The sequence below is a fragment of the Plantibacter sp. CFBP 8775 genome (genome assembly GCF_014839505.1).
GTDB lineage: Bacteria > Actinomycetota > Actinomycetes > Actinomycetales > Microbacteriaceae > Plantibacter > Plantibacter auratus.
On sequence record NZ_JACYNV010000001.1, the window covers coordinates 254,546 to 274,149 of the forward strand.

The window sequence follows — 19,604 nt, forward strand, 5'->3', positions numbered from 1 at the left end:
AACCTCATGAGCATCGAACGCGCGGACGTCATCGTGACGAGTCCCGGCCGGAACTTCGTCACCCTGAAGATCACCACCAGCGACGGCGTCGTGGGCTGGGGCGACGCGACCCTCAACGGGCGCGAACTCGCCGTCGCTTCGTACCTCGGCGACCACGTCGCGTCGATGCTGATCGGTCGCGACGAGGACCGCATCGAGGACACCTGGCAGTACCTGTACCGCGGACCGTACTGGCGGCGCGGCCCCGTCACGATGGCGGCCATCGCCGCGGTGGACATGGCGCTCTGGGATATCAAGGCCAAGAAGGCCGGGGTGCCGTTGTACCAGCTGCTCGGCGGGGCGAGCCGATCAGGGATCCGGGCGTACGCCCACGCCTCGGGGACGGACTACCAGGCGCTCGCCAACGCGATCACCGGGTACCAGGAGCTCGGGTTCACCGCGGTGCGGGTCCAGACCGGTGTACCGGGGCTCGGGCAGGTCTACGGGGTGTCCGCCTCAGGGCCCGGTGTCCGCTACGACTACGAGCCGGCGAAGCGCGCGGCGGACGGCTCGGCAGCCACGGCACCGACCGAGGAGTCCTGGGACACCGCCGGCTACCTCGCGCACATGCCGGGCGTCTTCGAACGGATCCGCGAGGACTTCGGGACGGGCCTCCGGATCCTGCATGACGGACACCACCGCATGTCGCCGATCGAGGCTGCCCGGTTCGCGAAGGACATCGAGCCGTACAAGCTCTTCTGGCTCGAGGACTGCACACCGGGGGAGGACCAGACCGCCCTGCGACTCGTCCGCCAGCACTCGACCACGCCGCTGGCCATCGGCGAGGTCTTCAACTCGGTGTACGACTACCAGACCCTCATCACCGAGCGCCTCATCGACTACGTCCGCTCGGCGGTGACGCACACCGGTGGCATCACGGCGATGAAGAAACTGCTCGACTTCGCGGCGATCTACGGGATCCGTTCCGGCATCCACGGCCCCACCGACATCTCGCCCATCGGTATGGCCGCAGCGTTGCACCTCGACCTCGCGATCCACAACTTCGGGATCCAGGAGTACATGCCGCACAACGAGCAGACCCTCGAGGTGTTCCAGACCTCCTTCACCTTCGACGACGGCTTCCTGCACCCCGGCGAGCAGCCCGGCCTCGGCGTCGAACTCGACGAGGACGCGGCCGCCGCGTTCGAGTACACGAAGGCGTACCTGCCGGTGAACCGGCTGACGGACGGCACCGTCCACGACTGGTGAGCGGCGGCGGCGGTGGCATCTGGTGCTCCGCGGCTGTGAGGTGAGATGATGCGGTGCTGCCTCGAACGCGTGCGGTCCTCCGCCACGTCCGTCCCGATGCGCGAGGCGCTGCGGGTTCCGGGACGGCAGCTCCTCCCTGCGACCCGGAATCGAAGGATGCCCGGTGCACGAGGACCCGACCGTCGGCGCGGCCGACACCGCTGAACCAGTCACCCGAGGCGGCAGCGTCGCCCCCGTCGCTTCGCCGTCGCACCGACTGCGTCCGGTCGCCTTCGGCGGTGTCATCGCCGCCACGGTCGTCGTCGCCGCGGCCTGGGTGGTCGGCGCGTCGGTGTCGCTGACGGCGGCCACGGCACCGTCGGTGATGCTGCAGCCGTACCTCGACGCACTGGAGGACGGGCACCTCGAACGGGCGGTCGCGATGGACGGCACCGCTGCCGCCGCCGCCGAACTCGGCTACAGCGCCGACCTCCTGACCGATGAGCGGTACGCGCTCGCGACCAACCGCCCGACGGCTTATCGCGTCGGAGCGACCCGGACCGAGAACGGGGTCGCTACGGTCGACGTCGCGTTCGAGCGCGGCGGTGAACGACAGACCACGGCGTTCACGCTGCGCTCACAGCCGTCCGGCTTCCTGTGGTTCAGCGCGTGGCGCATCGAACCGGCGAGCCTGCCGACCATCACGGTGCCCACGGTCAGGTTCGGTGCGCTGGACCTCTCCGTCGGAGGCGAGCATGTGGGCACAGTGGATGAGACGACGGTCTACGTCGTCGGACCGGGGAAGTACGACATCGCGGCCGACTCGACCACCGGCTTCTTCGACTTCGAGGTGCCCAGCGTGGAGGCCGAGTGGGACGGCAGGCCGACGGCGTATCTGTACCCGACACTGACGGCGCTCGGGCAGGAGGGGGCGACCGCTGCGGTCCACGCGTACGTGGACGCCTGCATCGCATCGACGTCCTATGAACCCGAGGGCTGCTCCATCGCGATCGACAATTCGGAGGGCGACGAGATGTCGGGCGTCACCTGGCTGTTGACCCGTGGTCCCGAGTTCGAGTTCTCGGAGTACTCCGCGACGGCGGGGTTCCTCGTGACCACCACCCGTCGGGGTAGTGCCGACTTCCTCGCCGCGTTCGCCTCGGCGTCGGGCGAATACGGCATCGTGACCGCGGAGGACTGCGAGGTGTGGGTGGACGGTGCCGTCGTGTTGTCGACCGACGGCACGTGGACCTTCGACCCGTACACCTGGTGAGCGTGGGCGATGTCATGCACCAGATGAGGGGTGGGGACGCGTGAAGTACGTTCCAGCGTTCGGCCTGAAGGCGCAGGTGTTCATGCTCTGTGTGGCGCGAGCTGAGCTGCCCGCGCGACGATAGGGTGAGGACCCGTGACGGCCGCCCTTCCCCCTGAGCATCGCGAGACGACGCCCCGCGGGGTCCTCGTCTCCGTCGTCGCCTCGTTCCTGTTCGCGGCGCTGTTCTTCCTGCCACCGCTGCTGGAGCCGTTCGGAGCGAACGAGATCTTCGCCTGGCGCGTGATCGCGACGGTGCCGGTGCTGGCGACGCTCATCGTCGTGTTCGGGTGGTGGCGGGACGTCCGCGACATCGCGGTCCGTCTCGCGCGTCGTCCGCTCCTCGTCCTCGTGGTCGTGGTCGACGGGCTCCTGTTGTCCCTGCAGCTGTGGCTCTTCGGTTGGGCACCGCAGACGGGGCACGGGCTCGAACTCGCGCTCGGCTACCTCCTGATGCCGCTGGCGATGGTCGTGGTCGGCGTCGTCTTGCATCGGGAGCGACTCGCACCGCTCCGGATCGCTGCGGTCGCCGCAGCCGCCATCGGCGTCACCGCCGCGATCGTCGTGGCCGGTGGACTGTCCTGGGCGACCATCGCGGTCGCGGTCGGCTACCCGGTGTACTTCGCGATCCGGCGCCGAGCCGGGCTCGACTCGATCGGTGCGTTCTGCTTCGAGCTGGCGGTCCTCGTCCCCGCCGCGATCGTGCTGGCGCTGCAACCGTCCTCACTCGCCATCCTGGCCGCGCACCCGCAGCTGGGCTGGGGGATCGTGCTCCTCGGGGTGATCGGTGGCGTCGCCCTCGTGCTGTACCTCGTCGCGAGTCGCCTGCTGTCGTTCGGCGTCTTCGGACTGCTCAGCTACCTGGAACCGGTGCTACTGGTCCTCGTGGCGGTCCTCCTCCTCGGCGAATCCCTGACGCTCGCCGACGGGTTCGTCTACGGCCCGATCGTGGTCGCCCTCGTCCTGCTCGGGCTCGAGACCTCGCGCCGGCCACCGCGCTGACCGTCCTCCCACCGCACGGCGCGTCGCCGTGAACCTGTGAAGTCAAGCCTCGTGGACCGGTCCGTGCGCCGACGTAGCCTGAGGTCATGGTCACGAAGCATGCTCCAGCAGTGTCGCTCGAGCCGCCCTTTGCCCCGCAGCGAGACGCGACCGACCGACACCATGTCGTTCCGATCGGCAACCGCCAATGGCGGATCTCGAACGACGCCGATCCCTCATCGCCAGACTGCTGTCTCGCCTACGTCGAGGCACAGGGCTCCGGCTACGACGTCCTCATCGTGGCGCCGAGCCCACCCGAGTGGGTCCACGTGGACACCTTCGACGATGCCAAGCGCGCCGCGATCCGACTGCCGTCGCCACCCGTCTGACCTGATCGACCGGCGTCCGTTCGCGCGAATTCGGGCGGATGAACGGGTTCAGACGCTCCCGCGACGCACGATCGACGTGGGGACGAACGAGCCGACAGGCGAGATCGTCTCGCCCCGGAGCTGCGCGAGGAGCACCTCCGCCGCGCGCTGACCGACGGCCGCCGCCGGCTGGTGCACGGTGGTGAGCGGCGGGTGGCAACGGAGCGCCCACGCCGAGTCGTCGAAGCCGACAACCGACACGTCCTCCGGCACACTCCGCCCTGCCGCACGGAGGGCTTCGAGCGCTCCGGCCGCGACGGCGTCCGAAGCCGCGAACACGCCGTCGACGGCCGGCTCCCGGCGCAGCAGTTCCGACATGCCGGCGAAGCCGTCCTGGTGCGAGTAGAGCGGGACCTCCACGACGAGTCGTTCGTCGAAGCGGTCGCCGAGCGCATCGCGGAATCCGGCGAGTCGGTCGGAGCCGGAATCCCGGTCGAGGGCCGCCGCGATCATGCCGATGTGCCGTCGGCCGGCGCCGATCAGCTCACCGGTGATGTCGACCGATGCCGACCGGTTGTCGATCCCGACGAAGGGGAGCTCACGGAGGTCGGGCGGGTGGCCGACGAAGGTCGCCGGGAGGCCGAGGCGCTCGATGACACGCGTGATCGGGTCGTTCTGGCGCGCAGACACCATGATCACCCCGTCGACGAAGCCGCCCGAGAGGTACCGGGTGATGCGATCGGTGTCGCGCTCGGAGTCGACGACCAGGCAGACGAGCTGGTGGTCGGCCTGTGACAGGGCCTCGTTCGCCCCGAGCAGGATGTTGCCGATGTTGGGATCGTCGACGAACAGGCTGTGCGGCTCGTGGACGACGAATCCGACGGCCTGGGTGCGCTGCATGACGAGGTTCCGGGCGGCCGTGTTCGGCACGTAGCCGACCTTCTCGATGGCGGCCTCGATCGCCTCGCGCGCTTCGGCCGACACGTAGCGCTCGCCGTTGACGACCCGGCTGACCGTGCCCCGGGAGACGCCGGCTTCGACGGCGACATCGTGCACCGTCGCTCGCTTGCGTCGGGTCGGCGGAGGGGTCACGGCTCCACCCTAGCGCCGGTCCGGGCGGCTTTCGGCGGGCTCCGTGTTGACAGATTCAGAAACGCACGCCTACTCTGTGTACGTTCACAGACTCTCAACGTGGAGTTGTCACTCTTCGATCTGTGCACGTTCACAGATCGCGGAAGGCACCATGAGCACGACCCCCACGTTCAGCCACGACGGCATCGCCTACGGCTGCGACTACAACCCCGAGCAGTGGGATCGGTCCGTCTGGCGCGAAGACGTCGCGCTCATGCAGGAGGCGGGCGTCGACCTCGTCGCCCTCAACATCTTCGGCTGGTCGCACCTCGAGCCACGGCCGGGGGAGTTCGACTTCGCCGGGCTCGACGAGATCCTCGACCTGCTCCACGAAGCCGGCATCCGGGTCAACCTCGGGACCGGCACCGCGTCGGCCCCACCGTGGCTGACGTTCCGGCACCCGGAGATCCTCCCCGAGACCGAGGACGGGACGACGCGCTTCCCCGGCGGTCGCCAGGCCTGGTGTCCGTCGTCCGCGGTCTTCCGTCGCTACGCCCTCGAACTCGTCGAGCGCGTCGCCGTCCGTTACGGCGCGCACCCCGCCGTCGAGCTCTGGCACGTGTCGAACGAACTCGGCTGCCACAACGCGCTCTGCTACGACGACGAGAGTGCCGAGGCCTTCCGGGGCTGGCTCCGCGCCCGCTACGAGACGATCGAGCGTCTGAACACCGCGTGGGGCACGTCGTTCTGGAGTCAGCAGTACAGCGACTTCGCCGAGATCCTGCCGCCGCGCCTGACCCTGTCGAGCCGGAACCCGAGCCAGGTCATCGACTTCCACCGCTTCTCCTCCGACGAGCTCCTCGGCTACTACCGGGCCGAGCTCGAGGTCCTGCGCCGCCACAGCTCCGTACCCGTCACGACCAACTTCATGGTCACCGCGCACATCCGGAACCTCGACTACTGGCAGTGGGCGCCCGAGATGGACGTCGTCGCCAACGACCACTACCTCGACAACCGCCTCGCGGACCCCACGGCCGAACTCGCGTTCGCAAGCGACCTCACGCGCGGTCTCGCGAGTGGCGGTGCGTGGTTGCTCATGGAGCAGTCCACCGGTGCGGTCAACTGGCAGCCGCAGAACCTCGCGAAAGCACCGGGCGAGATGACCCGGAACTCCCTCACGCACGTCGCGAAGGGCGCGGAGGCGATCTGCTTCTTCCAGTGGCGTGCGTCGCTGCAGGGCTCGGAGAAGTTCCACTCGGCCCTGCTGCCGCACGCGGGCACCGACTCCGACGTGTGGCGCGAGGTCGTCGAGCTGGGTGGCACGCTCGACCGACTCGACGAGATCACCGGCACGCGCGTCCAGGCCGATGTCGCCCTCCTCTTCTCCTGGGAGAACTGGTGGGCCGCCGACGGCGAGAGCCGCCCGACCCACGCGATCGACCACCTCTCGCAGGTCCACGCGGTCCACGCGTCGCTGCGTCGTCTGGGTCACACCGTCGACGTCGTGCGTCCGGGCGCCGACCTCTCCGCCTACCGGCTCGTCGTCGTCCCGAACCTGTACCTGGTGCGCGACAGCGAGGCCGCGGTCGTCTCGGACTTCGTCGCAGCCGGTGGGCACGCCGTCGTCACCTTCTTCAGCGGGATCGCCGACGAGGAGGACCGGGTCCGCCCCGGCGGCTACCCCGGTGCGTTCCGCGAGCTGCTCGGCGTCAACGTCGAGGAGTTCGCCCCCGTCCTCCCCGGCCAGGTGCTGACGCTCGCGTCGGGCCGGAGCGCGACAGCATGGTCCGAGCGGACTCGCGCCCGAGGAGCCGAGGTCGTCGACTCCTTCGCCGACGGCCCGTCGACCGGTCGCCCGGCCATCACGCGCAACCGCATCGCGGGCGGCGGCGACGCCTGGTACCTCGCGACGAACCTGGACGCCGGCGCACTCGACGAGGTGCTCCGCGACGCAGCCGCGGGGGCCGGGGCGCTGCCACAGGGTGATCCGGACCAGCCGGGCCTCGAGGTCGTCCGCCGCGCCGATGAGGGACGGAGCTACCTCTTCCTCATCAACCACTCGACGAACGACGTCGAGCTGCCGGCCCGCGGGCGCGAGCTCGTCACCGGCGAACCCGTCGACTCCATCGCACGCGTGCCAGCCGGCGCCGTGCGCGTCATCAGAGAGGACCGCACGCGATGAGCGTCAACATCGAGACGGCCGAGGCGACGTCGCCACGGCCCGTCCGCCCGCCGAGGGCGGCCAAGCTGCCGAAGGCGGTGGTGCAGCACAAGCGGGCGATCGCCATCTTCATCGTCCCGTTCGCCGTGCTGTTCGCGCTGTTCTACCTCGTGCCGATCGGGTACGCGGTCTACCAGTCGCTGCTCGTGATCGAGCGTGACGGCACCTTCGGTCAGGCCCGGGAGGTGTTCGGCGGACTGGCGCAGTACGTGCAGGTCTTCCAGAACGGCCCGTTCTGGCAGTCCGTCGGACGGGTGCTCCTGTTCGGCGTCGTCCAGGTGCCGGTGATGCTCGGGCTCGCGCTCCTCTTCGCACTGCTGCTCGACTCGCCGCTCCTGCGGGGCAAACGGTTCTTCCGCCTCGCGTTCTTCGTCCCGTACGCGGTGCCCGGCGTGATCGCCGCCATCATGTGGGGCTTCCTCTACTCGCCGAACCTGTCGCCGTTCACCGCGGTCACGCAGAGCGTGGACTTCCTCTCGGCCGATCTCGTGCTCTGGGCCATCGCGAACGTCGTCACCTGGGTGTTCGTCGGCTACAACATGCTCATCATCTACTCCTCGTTGCTCTCCATCCCCACCGAGATCTACGAGGCCGCCCGGCTCGACGGCGCCGGTCAGGCGCGCATCGCCTGGTCGATCAAGATCCCGCTCGTGATGCCGGCGATCGTACTCACGGCGATCTTCTCGATCATCGGCACGCTGCAGCTCCTCGCCGAGCCGCAGGTGTTCCGCACCTTCAGCTCGGCCGTCAGCAGCACCTTCACCCCGAACCTCACCGTCTACACCACCTCGTCCATCCCGAACGTGAACCTCGCAGCCGCCTTCTCGGTCGTGCTCGCGTTGGCGACCTTCGTCCTCTCCTTCGGGTTCCTGAAGTTCACGCAGCGAAAGGAAGGCAAATGACCGCCATCCTGTCCACCGGCCGCGGCCCGCAGGAGAGCCGCCTGTCGCGCGCCGGCGCGCTCATCGTGATGCTCGTCTTCACGCTCTACTTCCTCATCCCCATCTGGTGGCTGTTCATCGCCTCGACGAAGTCGTCAGCGCAGTTCGGCAACTCGGCTCCGCTCTGGTTCGCGGACTTCAACCTGTTCGAGAACATCGGCCAGCTCGTCGCCTACCGCGACGGCGTCTACCTCAAGTGGATGCTGAACTCGGTCCTGTACGCCGGCCTCGGCGCACTGCTCGGCACGCTCTTCGCGGCCATGTGCGGCTACGCCCTCGCGAAGTACCGGTTCCCGGGACGCGACCTGATCTTCAACGTCGTCCTCGGCGGTGTGCTCGTCCCCGCGACCGCGCTCGCGCTCCCGCTGTTCCTCATCTTCAGCCAGGTGGGCCTCACGAACACGTTCTGGGCGGTCTTCCTGCCCTCGCTGGTGAGCCCCTTCGGTGTCTACCTGACGCGGATCTTCGCGGCGTCGAGCGTGCCCGAGGAACTCCTCGAGGCCTCGCGTCTCGACGGCGCCGGTGAGATCCGGACCTTCTTCACCATCTCCGTGCGACTCATGTTCCCGGCGCTCGTCACCGTGTTCCTCTTCCAGTTCGTCGCCATCTGGAACAACTTTTTCCTGCCGCTCATCATGCTGCGCGACGAAGCCCTGTTCCCGGTCACCCTCGGGCTCTACTCCTGGAACTCGCAGGTCAACCAGATCCCCGAACTGCGCCTCTACGTCCTCGTCGGCGCATTCCTGTCGATCATCCCGCTCGTCATCACCTTCCTCCTGCTCCAGCGGTTCTGGCGCTCCGGCCTCGGTGCCGGCGCCGTGAAGTAGTCGGACCGACGAGCAGACACTCCTCTCCATCCCGCACCAACACCATCCCGCACCATTCACAGAAGAACGGATTCGCTATGAACCTCAAGAGAACAGCGGTCGCCGCAGCGGTGCTGTCGGCCGTCGTCCTGAGCGGCTGCTCCTCCACCGGGTCGGAGGGCGGCAGTGCTGCTGCCTCCTGCGCCCCGGCCGAGGGCAAGGTCGACCTCAGCTTCACCTCCTGGATCCCCGGCATCGAAGAGGTCGTCGACGTCTGGAACAAGGAGAACCCCGACATCCAGGTCAAGGTCCAGACCGGCCCGAACGGCAACAGCGGTACCTACCAGAACTTCTTCAACCAGCTGAAGGCCGGCAACGCCCCCGACCTCGGCCAGATCGAGTACGACGCCCTCCCGAACTTCCGCGTGCAGAACGGCCTCATGGACCTCGGCGCGTGCGACGACGTCATGGCCGCCAAGGACGACTTCGTCGACTGGACCTGGGGTCAGGTCTCGCTCGGTGAGTCCGACTCGGTCTACGCCGTCCCGCAGGACTCCGGCCCGATGGCCATGTTCTACCGCGCCGACCTGTTCGAGCAGAACGGGATCGCCATCCCGACGACGTGGGCGGAGTACAAGGAGGCCGCCAAGAAGGTCCGCGCCACCGGTGCCTACATCACCAACTTCTCGCAGGGTGACATCAACCAGTTCGCCGGCTTCGTCTGGCAGGCCGGCGGCAGCTGGTTCGACAACGACGGCTCCGACTGGACCGTCGACCTGACCGACCCCGCCTCCAAGAAGGTCGCCGACTACTGGCAGGACCTGATCGACGAGGACCTCGTCTCGACCGTCCCCACCTGGACGACCGAGTGGGACAACGCCTACAACTCCAGCGCCGCCTGGACCTGGAACTCCGCCGTCTGGGGCGCGAACTCCATCGCATCGGGTGCTCCCGACACCGCCGGCAAGTGGGCCGTCGCGAAGGCTCCGCAGTGGGAGGCCGGCGACTCCGCGGCAGGCAACTGGGGTGGTTCCTCGACCGCCGTCTTCACCGGTTCCAAGCACCCCTATGAGGCGTCGAAGTTCGCGCTGTGGCTGAACACCTCCGACGAGGCGCTCACCATGCTCAACAAGAGCGCCAACATCTACCCCGCGACGAAGGAGGGCCTGAACCTGCCCGTCCTCAAGGAGGGCGTCGACTTCTACGGCGGCCAGCCGATCTACGATGTCTTCGCGGAGGCTTCCTCCGAGGTGTCCGAGGACTTCGCCTGGGGTCCGACGATGACGCAGACGTACAACGACGTGTCCGACGGTTTCAAGGCTGCGGTCTCCGGCGACGGAACCCTGCTCGATGCCCTCACCAAGGGCCAGTCGGCGACGATCGACGCCCTCAAGGCGCAGTCCATCCCCGTCAAGGAGTGACAGAACAGTGATCCACCACCTTCGTGCCGCGGGCGTCAGCCTGATCGTCGACGCCCGCGGCACGAAGGTGCCCACCATCCTCCACTGGGGAGCCGATGTCGGCGAACTCGCCGCCGACTCCCTCACCGCCCTCGCCGACGGGCTGACGCCGGCGATCCCGCCCTCCTCCATCGATGCCCCGCCGCGCCTCAGCCTGCTGCCCACCGTGTTCGACGGCTGGAGCGGCCGCCCAGGTATCGGCGTGCACCGGCCGGGCGGACCCGACGCGTCGAACCTGCTCGCGCTGCGGCTGATCGACCAGCAGTCCACCGACACCTCGCTGATCCTCACGACCTCCGACGAGCGCGCCGCGGTGACGATCGTGTCGACGATCGAGTTGACCCCCCAGGGCGTGCTCCGCGTCCGGCACACCGTGCGGAACGACGCCGAGGTCGATCGACCACTCGCCGTCGACGCCCTCGCCGTCGTGCTCCCGGTTCCCGACCGCGCCACCGAACTCCTCGACTTCACCGGTCTCTGGACGCACGAGCGCACGCCGCAGCGCCACCGCCTCGGGCAGGGTGCCTGGACGCGCGAGCACCGTCACGGACGACCCGGTCACGACGACGCGTTCCTGTCCGTCACGGGCGCACCCGGCTTCGACTTCCGCAGCGGCGAGGTGTGGGCGACCCACCTCGCGTGGAGCGGCGACAAGGTGATCTGGAGCGAGCGCTCGCCACTCGGTCCCGTGGTCACCGGCTCCGGTGAACTCCTCGCGCCCGGCGAGGTCACGCTGGAGCCGGGAGAGACCTACGAGTCGCCGTGGACGGTCGCCGTCTACTCCGACGCGGGTCTCGACGGCGTCTCCGCGCGACTGCACCCCTGGATCCGCTCGTGGAGCACGATCACGAAGCCCCGCCCGGTGGTGCTGAACACCTGGGAGGCCGTGTACTTCGACCACGACCTGCCGACCCTGCTCACCCTCGTCGAGCAGGCGAAGCGCGTCGGTGTCGAGCGGTTCGTCCTGGACGACGGCTGGTTCACCGGTCGCACGGACGACCGCCGTGCACTGGGCGACTGGTTCGTCGACCCGGAACGCTGGGCAGGCGGGCTGTCGCCACTCATCGAGGCGGTGACCGGTGCCGGCATGGACTTCGGACTGTGGGTCGAGCCGGAGATGGTGAACCCCGACTCAGAGCTCGCGCGCACGCATCCCGATTGGGTCCTCGGGCATCCGGACGCTCCGAGCTGGCGCTTCCAACGGGTGCTCGACCTGGACAACCCGGACGCCTTCGCCTACCTCCTCGGCCGACTCGACGCGTTGCTGACCGAGTACGACATCGCGTTCCTCAAGTGGGACCACAACCGCGACCTCCTCGGCGGCTCGGCGCACCGGCAGACGACGGCGCTCTACCGACTGCTCGACGAGGTGCGTGCCCTGCATCCCGGTGTCGACATCGAGTCGTGCGCGTCAGGTGGCGCGCGCATCGACCTCGGCATCCTCGAACGGGTCGAGCGGGTGTGGACGAGCGACACGAACGACCCGCTCGAGCGGCAGTCGATCCAGCGCTATACGGGGCTCGTGATCCCACCGGAGTACCTCGGCGGTCACCTCGGTGCGGCGCGCTCGCACACCACCTGGCGCACCTCGGACCTCGCGTTCCGCCTGGCCACAGCCCTCTTCGGGAGCGCTGGCATCGAGTGGAACCTCAACGAGGCGAGCGAGTCGGAACTCGAGCTGATCGCGGCATGGATCGCGCACTACAAGAGCCTCCGCCCGCTGCTGCACACGGGCGAGGTCGTCCGCATGGACAGCGCCGACCCGGCACTGCATGCGCACGGGGTGATCGCCCAGGACCGCTCGTCCGCGATCGTCGCGCAGGTGGCGCTCGCCGCACCGCTGACGGCGATCCCCGCGCCACTTCGCGTGCCCGGCCTCGATCCCGAGCGTCGCTATCGGGTCCGCCCGCTCGACCTCGGCGCGCCCGCCCGGTCGATCCAGGACGTGCCGCCGGTGTGGCTGACCGAGGGCTCGGTCGTGCTCACCGGCCGCGCGCTCGCTGAGGTCGGGATCGCGATGCCGCTCCTCGCTCCCGAGCAGGCGCAGCTCTTCACCCTCGACGCGGAGTAGGCGCCGCGTCCGTCCGCCCGTTCCGGGTGAACGAGAACTCCCTCGCCCGAACACGGGCGAGGGAGTGTCGTCGTGCGGGTCCGGTCAGATGTTGCAACCGGAGGCGCGAGCCGCGTCGTACGGGAACCAGTCGACCGGACCGGGTCCCATCTGCGGCGCGCAGAGGATGTTCCAGGTTTCGGCGCCCACCACGCCGTCGACCTGCATGCCCCAGTACGTCTGGAAGGCGACGACGGCTGCCCGGGTCTGCTCGCCGAACTGACCGTCGACCTCCAGGTTGGACACACCACCGGGGATCCTCGGTCCGAAGGCGTTGAGCAGGGTCTGGATGTTGGCGACGCACCCGCCGTCGCCGCCGGCGGAGTACTGGTAGTCGACGCATTGGCCGGCGGCTTGGGCCGGTGCGGCGGTCGCCACGCCGCCGACGGAGCCGGCGATGGCAAGGCCGAGGGCAGCCCCCGCGAGGGCGATCCTGCTGCGCATCGTTCGTGTGGTCATGATGTTCCTCTCGTTCGACTGCTCGGACCCCACGAGCGTAGGTCGAGCGTCTCGAGCGGTGAATGGGCAGTGGTGCCCATGCCCGGGTTCAGTCCGCGAGGAGATCGGGCGGGGTGACGACCAAGCAGAGGACGCCCCAGAACATCGCGCCGAACACCGAGAGGACGACCGGCAGCGCGACCAGGTCGGCTCCCGTACCGGCCAGCCGGGTGAACTCCACCGACCACATCCAGACGACGAGACCCAGCACGGCCGCTCCTCCGGCGAGTGCTCGCTGCACCCGACGGTTCGCCTGCCACGACTCGCGGAGACCGGCGAGGCCGAGGACCGCGGCGACCACGGACAGCGCGAGCGGGACCGCGACCATGAGCCAGGTCGGCGCGGTGCCGTCGACCACTCCGTTCCGGTCGACGTGGACGGCCAGCGTCGAGGGCGCGGTCGGGAGAACGGTCCAAGCAGTGACGATCCCCACTGCCAGCGGGAGGCACATCATCCCGGCCGAGACGACCTCGCGGACGGTCCTGCTCATCGGTTCGCCCCCCAGCGCCTCCGGTGTGTCGGTTCGTTCGCCCATCTTCGGGCGAATGTGTGCTCGTTCGCCCATGTTTGGGCGAACGAAGCGCGGTCAGTCGATGCCGATGTCCTCGCCGACGACGGTGATCTGGGCCGGGACGGGCCACGGGTGGTCGCCGACGGGTGCGAGACGGACGAGCTCGGTGACCCGGGGCGCCGGCGCACCCGCGGAACCGATGAGCCAGCCGCCCACGAGGAAGGTGGTGCCGGGGACCGACCAGACGGCGATGCCGGTCACTCCGAAGTCGCCGTAAGCGCCATCGGAGAACCGCACCGTGACGAGGTCGCCGTGTGAGAGCTCGGCGAGCTGAGCGGCGACAGCACCGGCGTCGGGGTCGACGGGGTCGAGCTCGGGGATCGTCTCGAGCACCTGCAACGGCTTCGTCGGCTTGCCGTTCTGATCGAGTGCCGTGCCGGCCAGGAGGAGTCCGCCGATGATCGGCGAGCGGCGGGCCCGGCCGACGAGGTCGAACACGCCGTAGCGGGGCACGCTCAGACGCGCTTGCAGTGAAGCAGCGTCCTCGGCCGACTCGATGGCGGCCGTGAGGCCTTTGATGTCGCGGCGAGCAGGAGCGCTGAGGTCGTAGTTCACCCATCAACTCTCCCATGTCCACTCCGGCAGCGGACGGACGCTCTTAAGAGACAGTTTCAATCAAGTACGAACAGTCCGTTATGGAACCGTGACCACCGCGCGTTGACCTGTCACGCGGACACCGGGCATGCTGAACAACACTTGGCCGCTGATAAGAGCGCCGCCGCCCCAGGAAGCCCCGCATGCAGCGGAATGCTCCTCACAAGGATGTGAGTATGACGACTTCACAGTTAGATACAGTTTCGAACAAACCAAGACGGATGCCGGACGGGATGTTCGCGTTCGTCCTCGTCCTCCCGGGGCTCGCGCTCCTGGTGGCGGTCGTCGCCTATCCGCTGCTGACCGCGCTCGTCACGGCGTTCTTCAAGCAGAGCCTGGTCGTCCCCGGACGCGAGTTCGTCGGATTCCAGAACATCATCGACGTGCTCCAGGGTGACTTCCTCAAGCTGCTCGGGCAGACCATGGTCTTCACCCTCGGGACGACCATCGCCCCCTTCATCATCGGCTTCGCGCTCGCCCTCGCGCTCAACACGCGCATCCGCGGTGCCAAGATGCTGCGCGGACTCATGCTGATCCCCTGGCTCGTTCCCGGCGTCGTCGTGTCGTTCCTCTGGATGTGGATCTTCAACGCGAACTACGGAGTGGCGAACGCCATCCTCGGTCTGTTCGGAATCGACGCGCAGGCGTGGCTGGCACAACCCCAGACGGCCATGTTCGCGGTGATCGTCGCGAAGACCTGGCAGTCCTTCCCCTGGATCATGGTCATGCTGCTCGCCGGCCTGCAGACCGTGCCACAGGAACTCCACGAGGCGGCCGAGATGGACGGCGCCGGGACCATCCGACGCTTCTTCTCGATCACCGTCCCGCAGCTGAAGGGCATCATCGGCCTCGTCCTGCTGCTCGAGTTCATCTGGAACTTCCAGCACTTCGACATCATCTACGTCCTGACGGGCGGCGGTCCGGCCGGGAGCACCCAGACCTTCGCCACCGCCGTCTACGAGACCGCCTTCCGCGGCTTCGACCTCGGCCACGCGGGCGCCCTCGGGCTGCTCTGGCTCATCCTCCTGATGGCGCTCGTCGTCGTCTACGTCCGATTCTCGGAGAAAGGCGAGCAGAAATGAGCGTCTCCACCGCCCCGCTTGCACCGCAGGACACCACACCGGACCCGCAACCGCCGTTCGTCGCGACCGAACTCGGCACGCTGCGACGCCGACCGTCGCTCTTCCGCTCGGAGAGCCGGGCGGTCCGGATCAGCGCTTGGGTCGCGGTGATCGTCTGCGGCGGCTTCGGGCTGCTGCCGGTGTACTGGTTGCTGGCCACCTCGCTGACCCCGCGAGCCCAGGTCTTCTCCTACCCACCGAAGCTCTTCCCCACGGAGATCAGCTTCGAGGCCTACACCGCGCTCGCATCGAACCCGGACCTGTTCGGTTACCTGCGGAACAGCATCATCGTGTCCGTCATCACCGCCCTGCTGTCCGTGATCGTCTCGGCCTACATGGGCTACTCGTTCTCGAAGTTCCGCTACCGCGGGCGTCGATCACTCATGTACTTCGTGCTCGCCTCGCAGATGTTCCCCCAGGCGCTGCTGCTGATCACCCTGTACTCGGTGTTCAGTGCCTACGGGCTCCTCAACACCTACGCGGCGCTGGTGCTCTCGTTCACGACGTTCACCCTGCCGCTGTGCGTCTGGATGCTGAAGGGGTTCTTCGACACGATCCCGGACGAACTCATCGAGGCGGCTCGCGTCGACGGGGCGTCCCGACTGCGGATCATCCACTCCATCGTGCTGCCGCTGTCCGCACCCGGCCTGGTCGCCGCGGGCCTGTTCGCCTTCGTCCGCGGGTGGAACGACTTCATCTTCGCGCTCACGCTGGCGGGACCCGACAAGCAGACCCTCCCGCCCGGCCTCGTGAACACCTTCGTCGGTGAGGCGGCCACGGCTTGGCCCGAGCTCATGGCCGCGTCCCTCGTCGTCTCCCTACCCGTGGCGATCGCGTTCATGGCCCTGCAGCGTCACCTCGTCGGCGGACTGACCGCCGGTGCCGTGAAGGGCTGAGCGCAGCACACCGAACCGGCCCGCCGCCGGTCTCCCCACAATCCGTTCCACCAACCCAGACACGTCCCACCAGGATCACGCTCGAGGAGGAGCCATGTCCCACACCACCCCGTCCTTCGCCACCGCCGCACAGCAGACCGTCATCACCCGCCGCCGTGCCCTGCAGTTCCTCGGCATCGGCGTCGCCGCAGCCACCCTCGCCGGATGTGCGCCCACCGGTGCCGCGCCCGGAGCGGGATCCATCCCGAAGGCGACCGCCGGCGGCACAGCGACCGACTTCGACTTCGCGAGCTGGTCGCTCACCGAGAAGGCTTCGGCACCCGCCATCCAGAGCCTCCTGCAGAAGTACGAGGGCAAGGCCAAGATCGACGTCGGTGAGGTGTCCTTCCCCTACAACGAGTACATCAACCAGCTCATGCTGCAGGTCCGCGGCGGTCAGTTCTCAGGAGTCGCCCACGTCGATGTCGCGTGGCTGGGTTCCCTCGCGAGCCTCGGCAAGCTGCAGGACGTGTCCGGGCTGACCGAGGGACGCGGATACACGAAGGCCGGACTCACGGCCGCGACGTTCGACGGCGTGCAGTACGGCCTCCCGTGGACGATCGGCGCGATCGGCCTCGTCACCAACCAGGCGATCCTCGACCAGGCCGGCATCGGCGAGTTCCCCACGACGATCGACGAGTTCGAGGGCTCACTCAAGCAGCTCAAGGGCCTCGGCAACGGCATGATCCCCTACGCGGCGTCGACGAAGGCCGCGCAGCTGAAGGACATCCTCATCTGGATGCAGACCTTCGGCAGCCCCCTGGTCGACGGGGACACCGTGACGATCGGCGATGACGCCAGCATCGAGGCGGTCACCTGGTACAAGAGCCTGTACGACCAGGGCCTCATCGCAGCAGACGTCGATCGCTTCGACGCCCGCTCGCTGTTCGCGCAGGGACGCACCGCGATCTACGACGACGCGATCGTCGGACGGAGCGCCGTGACCGGCGAATCGCCCGACCCCGACTTCGCGAGCAAGCTGCAGCCGGTCTCCCGGCCGGTCCTCAAGCAGGGTGACACGCCGCGTGCGCTCGTGTGGGGCGGGGCGCTCGCCGTCGTCGACGGTCCGGCCGCCGGCACCGCAGCGGACTTCGCCCAGTGGGTGACGTCCGACCCGGAGACCGTGCTCGAGGACTTCGCCGCCCGTGGTCTGCCGCCGGCGACCGAGGACGCGCTCAACTCCGACGCCGTGAAGAACGACTCGTTCGCCACGAACTTCAGCGACCGCATCACCAAGACGAGCTCGACCAACCCGTTCTGGAAGTTCGTCCAGTACTCGCAGATCGAGACGAAGATCGCGGAGAAGGTGCAGGCGGTCCTCGTCGGCCAGGAGCAACCGGCCGAAGCCATGAAGGCCGCCGGGGCGGCCGCGCAGAAGCTCGTCGGCTGAGCCGCGGATCGACGATCGGACGACTGTGACCGGCACCGGGGGAACCATGCGACGCAGCTCATCGAACACCGTCCGCGCGCTCGCCGCGGCCGCGCTCACCATCCTCGCGCTGGGGGTGACGGCGCCGGCGGTCGCCGCCCCCGGAGGACCGGTGCGGAGCGACGAGGGCGGGAGTGCGGTGACCGACACGGTCGAGACCGTGCCCGTCACCGTCGACACGTCGAACCAGGCCGGCTGGTGGCGACCGCTCGACGTCGTCGACGGTGTCTCCTACTTCGCCTTCAACGCGCCGGCGTCCACCGCGTCCAAGCACGAGGTCCACCTGGCCTCGCGGGGCGCGGACGGGACGTGGACCGAAGGGTGCCTGCGCTCGACGGCCGGCGGTGCCTGCGTGACCTTCACCGACGACAACGGCCACAACCAGCCGTCGATCGTGGTCGACGGCGAAGGCATCATCCACGCCTTCGTGTCGATGCACAACGAGCAGTGGAACGTGTTCCGATCCAGTGCACCCGGCGACGTCACCTCGCTCGTGGAGTCGACGTCGTCCATGCCCGACCTCGACGCGGCGATCACCTATCCGGTGACGGCGCGCGGCCCGGACGGCGACGCCTGGGTGCTCGTGCGCGTCGGGGCGGACACGCAGGGGCGGCGGGAGGGGCGGCTCTACCGGTACGACCTCGACAGCGGTGTCTGGGAACGTGAGGCGGTGGTCGCCGCGGCGACCGGCTACTCCTTCTACCCCGACGACCTCGAGGTGGACGCCGACGGCCGCGTCCACGTGCTGTGGGAATGGGGCCCATTCCCGGCGGACCCGGCGCGGCACCTCGGCTCGTACGCGACGTACGACCCGTCCGACGGTTCCTTCGCCGACGTCGCGGGGACCGCGCTCACCGGACCGATCACCCCGACCACCCCGGGATCCGTCGTCTGGCGCCCCTTCGGTGCCGGTGAGGCCATCGGCAGCTACACGCCGGCGCTGCAGACCGCGAAGCTCGCCCTCGACGGCACGGAGCTCGCGGGGATCGTCTACCGGTTCGTCGAAGCCGATCAGACCGCGTACGACGTGCGATACACCTCGTGGGACGGCGGTGCCTGGAATGACGAGTCGCTCATCGACGCCTCCGCGCTCGGTTCCGGCGTCTCGACCGTCGCCGCGATCGACACGACGAGCGCCGGCGGGGTCGACCGCGTCTACGCGGTCCTCGCCGTGCAGGTCTGCGGCGAGAACCGCAGCCAGGTGGTCCGGCTGGAGCGAGGGGGAGCCGGCTCGACCTGGTCGGCTCGTGTCGTGGGCGATCCGGAGTCCGGCCCACAGCGCCTGCGAGCAGAGACCACGAGCGGGACCGACGTCCTGTATCTGACGGCACCGGTCAGCGAGACCACGCGCGGGACCCTGCGCTGGGCCTCGATCCACCGCGGTACGGCCGCGGAGACCGGCGGCACGACGCTCGCCGACATCGTGTCCGGACTCCGAGGCGACCTCGGCGGGACGAACGTCGCGCTCGGAGCCACGGTGACGGCCTCCTCCGCGCTGCGAGCCGACACCGGCGGGGCGCTCGCCGTCGACGGCGTGTGCACGGACGCGAGTCGCTGGATCTCCGCGGTCGGCGATACGGCACCCACGATCACGGCCGCCTGGCAGGTCCCGACGGCGCTCGCCGAGGTCAGGGTCAAGAGCGGCTACGCCGGGGGAGTCTCGACCGATTCGGTGCTCCGTGACTTCACGATCGAGGTCCGGACGGGCGGTGCCTGGGTCGAGGTCGGACGGTTCGACGACAACACCGCAGGCACCGTCACCGCGCCCGTGGACGGACTGGTCGTCGACGCGGTGCGCCTGCTCATCACCGACCCGTCCGCCTCGGCGACCGACGTCGCGCGGGTCTTCGAGATCGAGGCGATCGCGGCACCGGCCACCGAATCCGCGAGGAACGACGATGTCCCGGGATAGCGTTGTGCTCAGTCGGGACCGCAACGGTCCCGAGCGGCCGGGATCCA

The 19,604-nt window shown here is 68.8% G+C and carries 17 protein-coding genes; 13 read left to right on the top strand and 4 right to left on the bottom strand.

Annotated elements, in window-relative coordinates:
• Positions 1 to 6: 6 nt before the first annotated feature.
• The 4 genes from manD to IFR14_RS01210 all read left to right on the top strand — a co-directional run bounded on the left by manD (position 7) and on the right by IFR14_RS01210 (position 3,909).
• Positions 7 to 1,248: a D-mannonate dehydratase ManD gene (gene manD / locus IFR14_RS01195; protein ID WP_079704346.1), complete on the top strand. Its 1,242-nt coding sequence runs from the start codon at positions 7 to 9 to the stop codon at positions 1,246 to 1,248.
• Positions 1,249 to 1,411: 163 nt separating this feature from the next.
• Positions 1,412 to 2,500: a hypothetical protein gene (locus tag IFR14_RS01200; protein ID WP_137242915.1), complete on the top strand. Its 1,089-nt coding sequence runs from the start codon at positions 1,412 to 1,414 to the stop codon at positions 2,498 to 2,500.
• 135 nt (positions 2,501 to 2,635) lie between these two features.
• Positions 2,636 to 3,541, top strand: coding sequence for an EamA family transporter RarD (rarD, locus tag IFR14_RS01205; RefSeq protein ID WP_137242914.1), 906 nt, complete (start codon positions 2,636 to 2,638; stop codon positions 3,539 to 3,541).
• Between the two features lie 86 nt (positions 3,542 to 3,627).
• Positions 3,628 to 3,909 carry a hypothetical protein gene (locus IFR14_RS01210; protein WP_137242913.1) on the top strand — a complete coding sequence of 94 codons (282 nt, stop codon included), beginning with the start codon at positions 3,628 to 3,630 and terminating at the stop codon, positions 3,907 to 3,909.
• Positions 3,910 to 3,957: 48 nt separating this feature from the next.
• Here the strand turns inward: IFR14_RS01210 and IFR14_RS01215 are convergent, their stop codons facing one another.
• Positions 3,958 to 4,980 carry a substrate-binding domain-containing protein gene (locus IFR14_RS01215; protein WP_191939965.1) on the bottom strand — a complete coding sequence of 341 codons (1,023 nt, stop codon included), beginning with the start codon at positions 4,978 to 4,980 and terminating at the stop codon, positions 3,958 to 3,960.
• Positions 4,981 to 5,131: 151 nt separating this feature from the next.
• Here IFR14_RS01215 and IFR14_RS01220 point away from each other — a divergent pair, with 151 nt between their 5' ends.
• From IFR14_RS01220 to IFR14_RS01240, 5 genes are all read left to right on the top strand, one after another.
• Positions 5,132 to 7,141 (top strand): beta-galactosidase, encoded by a 2,010-nt coding sequence (locus tag IFR14_RS01220; protein ID WP_124767863.1) that lies wholly within the window; start codon positions 5,132 to 5,134, stop codon positions 7,139 to 7,141.
• A complete protein-coding gene (locus tag IFR14_RS01225) occupies positions 7,138 to 8,082 on the top strand; it encodes a carbohydrate ABC transporter permease (RefSeq protein ID WP_079704353.1) in 945 nt (314 codons plus the stop codon). Before IFR14_RS01220 ends, IFR14_RS01225 begins: the two co-directional genes overlap by 4 nt.
• The gene (locus IFR14_RS01230) at positions 8,079 to 8,948 is read left to right on the top strand and encodes a carbohydrate ABC transporter permease (protein WP_079704354.1); all 870 of its coding nucleotides are present in this window, start codon (positions 8,079 to 8,081) and stop codon (positions 8,946 to 8,948) included. Before IFR14_RS01225 ends, IFR14_RS01230 begins: the two co-directional genes overlap by 4 nt.
• Before the next feature lie 77 nt (positions 8,949 to 9,025).
• Positions 9,026 to 10,348 (top strand): ABC transporter substrate-binding protein, encoded by a 1,323-nt coding sequence (locus IFR14_RS01235; RefSeq protein ID WP_138945772.1) that lies wholly within the window; start codon positions 9,026 to 9,028, stop codon positions 10,346 to 10,348.
• Between the two features lie 7 nt (positions 10,349 to 10,355).
• Complete coding sequence (locus tag IFR14_RS01240; RefSeq protein ID WP_342365617.1) at positions 10,356 to 12,458, top strand: alpha-galactosidase; 2,103 nt, start codon at positions 10,356 to 10,358, stop codon at positions 12,456 to 12,458.
• A gap of 84 nt (positions 12,459 to 12,542) precedes the next feature.
• Here IFR14_RS01240 and IFR14_RS01245 read toward each other — a convergent pair whose 3' ends face one another.
• From IFR14_RS01245 to IFR14_RS01255, 3 genes are all read right to left on the bottom strand, one after another.
• Entirely contained in the window at positions 12,543 to 12,956 is a 414-nt protein-coding gene (locus IFR14_RS01245; RefSeq protein ID WP_191939967.1) for a peptidoglycan-binding domain-containing protein, read from the bottom strand.
• Positions 12,957 to 13,044: 88 nt separating this feature from the next.
• A complete protein-coding gene (locus IFR14_RS01250) occupies positions 13,045 to 13,485 on the bottom strand; it encodes a hypothetical protein (RefSeq protein ID WP_191939968.1) in 441 nt (146 codons plus the stop codon).
• 96 nt (positions 13,486 to 13,581) lie between these two features.
• Entirely contained in the window at positions 13,582 to 14,121 is a 540-nt protein-coding gene (locus tag IFR14_RS01255) for a hypothetical protein (RefSeq protein WP_191939969.1), read from the bottom strand.
• Between the two features lie 272 nt (positions 14,122 to 14,393).
• Here IFR14_RS01255 and IFR14_RS01260 point away from each other — a divergent pair, with 272 nt between their 5' ends.
• The 4 genes from IFR14_RS01260 (at position 14,394) to IFR14_RS01275 (ending at position 19,557) form a co-directional block, all read left to right on the top strand.
• Positions 14,394 to 15,242 carry a carbohydrate ABC transporter permease gene (locus tag IFR14_RS01260; RefSeq protein WP_137242904.1) on the top strand — a complete coding sequence of 283 codons (849 nt, stop codon included), beginning with the start codon at positions 14,394 to 14,396 and terminating at the stop codon, positions 15,240 to 15,242.
• Positions 15,239 to 16,177: a carbohydrate ABC transporter permease gene (locus IFR14_RS01265; protein WP_228501415.1), complete on the top strand. Its 939-nt coding sequence runs from the start codon at positions 15,239 to 15,241 to the stop codon at positions 16,175 to 16,177. Before IFR14_RS01260 ends, IFR14_RS01265 begins: the two co-directional genes overlap by 4 nt.
• Before the next feature lie 94 nt (positions 16,178 to 16,271).
• A complete protein-coding gene (locus IFR14_RS01270; RefSeq protein ID WP_191939970.1) occupies positions 16,272 to 17,606 on the top strand; it encodes an ABC transporter substrate-binding protein in 1,335 nt (444 codons plus the stop codon).
• Positions 17,607 to 17,652: 46 nt separating this feature from the next.
• Positions 17,653 to 19,557 carry a BNR-4 repeat-containing protein gene (locus IFR14_RS01275; RefSeq protein ID WP_191939971.1) on the top strand — a complete coding sequence of 635 codons (1,905 nt, stop codon included), beginning with the start codon at positions 17,653 to 17,655 and terminating at the stop codon, positions 19,555 to 19,557.
• Positions 19,558 to 19,604 lie beyond the last annotated feature (47 nt).

What these genes read in the sequence shown, in the direction of transcription:
- manD (WP_079704346.1), top strand. Translation starts at nt 7, where the DNA reads ATGAGCATCGAACGCGCGGACGTCATCGTGACGAGTCCCGGCCGGAAC.
- IFR14_RS01210 (WP_137242913.1), top strand. Translation starts at nt 3,628, where the DNA reads ATGGTCACGAAGCATGCTCCAGCAGTGTCGCTCGAGCCGCCCTTTGCC.
- IFR14_RS01220 (WP_124767863.1), top strand. Translation starts at nt 5,132, where the DNA reads ATGAGCACGACCCCCACGTTCAGCCACGACGGCATCGCCTACGGCTGC.
- IFR14_RS01225 (WP_079704353.1), top strand. Translation starts at nt 7,138, where the DNA reads ATGAGCGTCAACATCGAGACGGCCGAGGCGACGTCGCCACGGCCCGTC.
- IFR14_RS01230 (WP_079704354.1), top strand. Translation starts at nt 8,079, where the DNA reads ATGACCGCCATCCTGTCCACCGGCCGCGGCCCGCAGGAGAGCCGCCTG.
- IFR14_RS01235 (WP_138945772.1), top strand. Translation starts at nt 9,026, where the DNA reads ATGAACCTCAAGAGAACAGCGGTCGCCGCAGCGGTGCTGTCGGCCGTC.
- IFR14_RS01245 (WP_191939967.1), bottom strand. Translation starts at nt 12,956, where the DNA reads ATGACCACACGAACGATGCGCAGCAGGATCGCCCTCGCGGGGGCTGCC.
- IFR14_RS01250 (WP_191939968.1), bottom strand. Translation starts at nt 13,485, where the DNA reads ATGAGCAGGACCGTCCGCGAGGTCGTCTCGGCCGGGATGATGTGCCTC.
- IFR14_RS01260 (WP_137242904.1), top strand. Translation starts at nt 14,394, where the DNA reads ATGTTCGCGTTCGTCCTCGTCCTCCCGGGGCTCGCGCTCCTGGTGGCG.
- IFR14_RS01265 (WP_228501415.1), top strand. Translation starts at nt 15,239, where the DNA reads ATGAGCGTCTCCACCGCCCCGCTTGCACCGCAGGACACCACACCGGAC.
- IFR14_RS01270 (WP_191939970.1), top strand. Translation starts at nt 16,272, where the DNA reads ATGTCCCACACCACCCCGTCCTTCGCCACCGCCGCACAGCAGACCGTC.
- IFR14_RS01275 (WP_191939971.1), top strand. Translation starts at nt 17,653, where the DNA reads ATGCGACGCAGCTCATCGAACACCGTCCGCGCGCTCGCCGCGGCCGCG.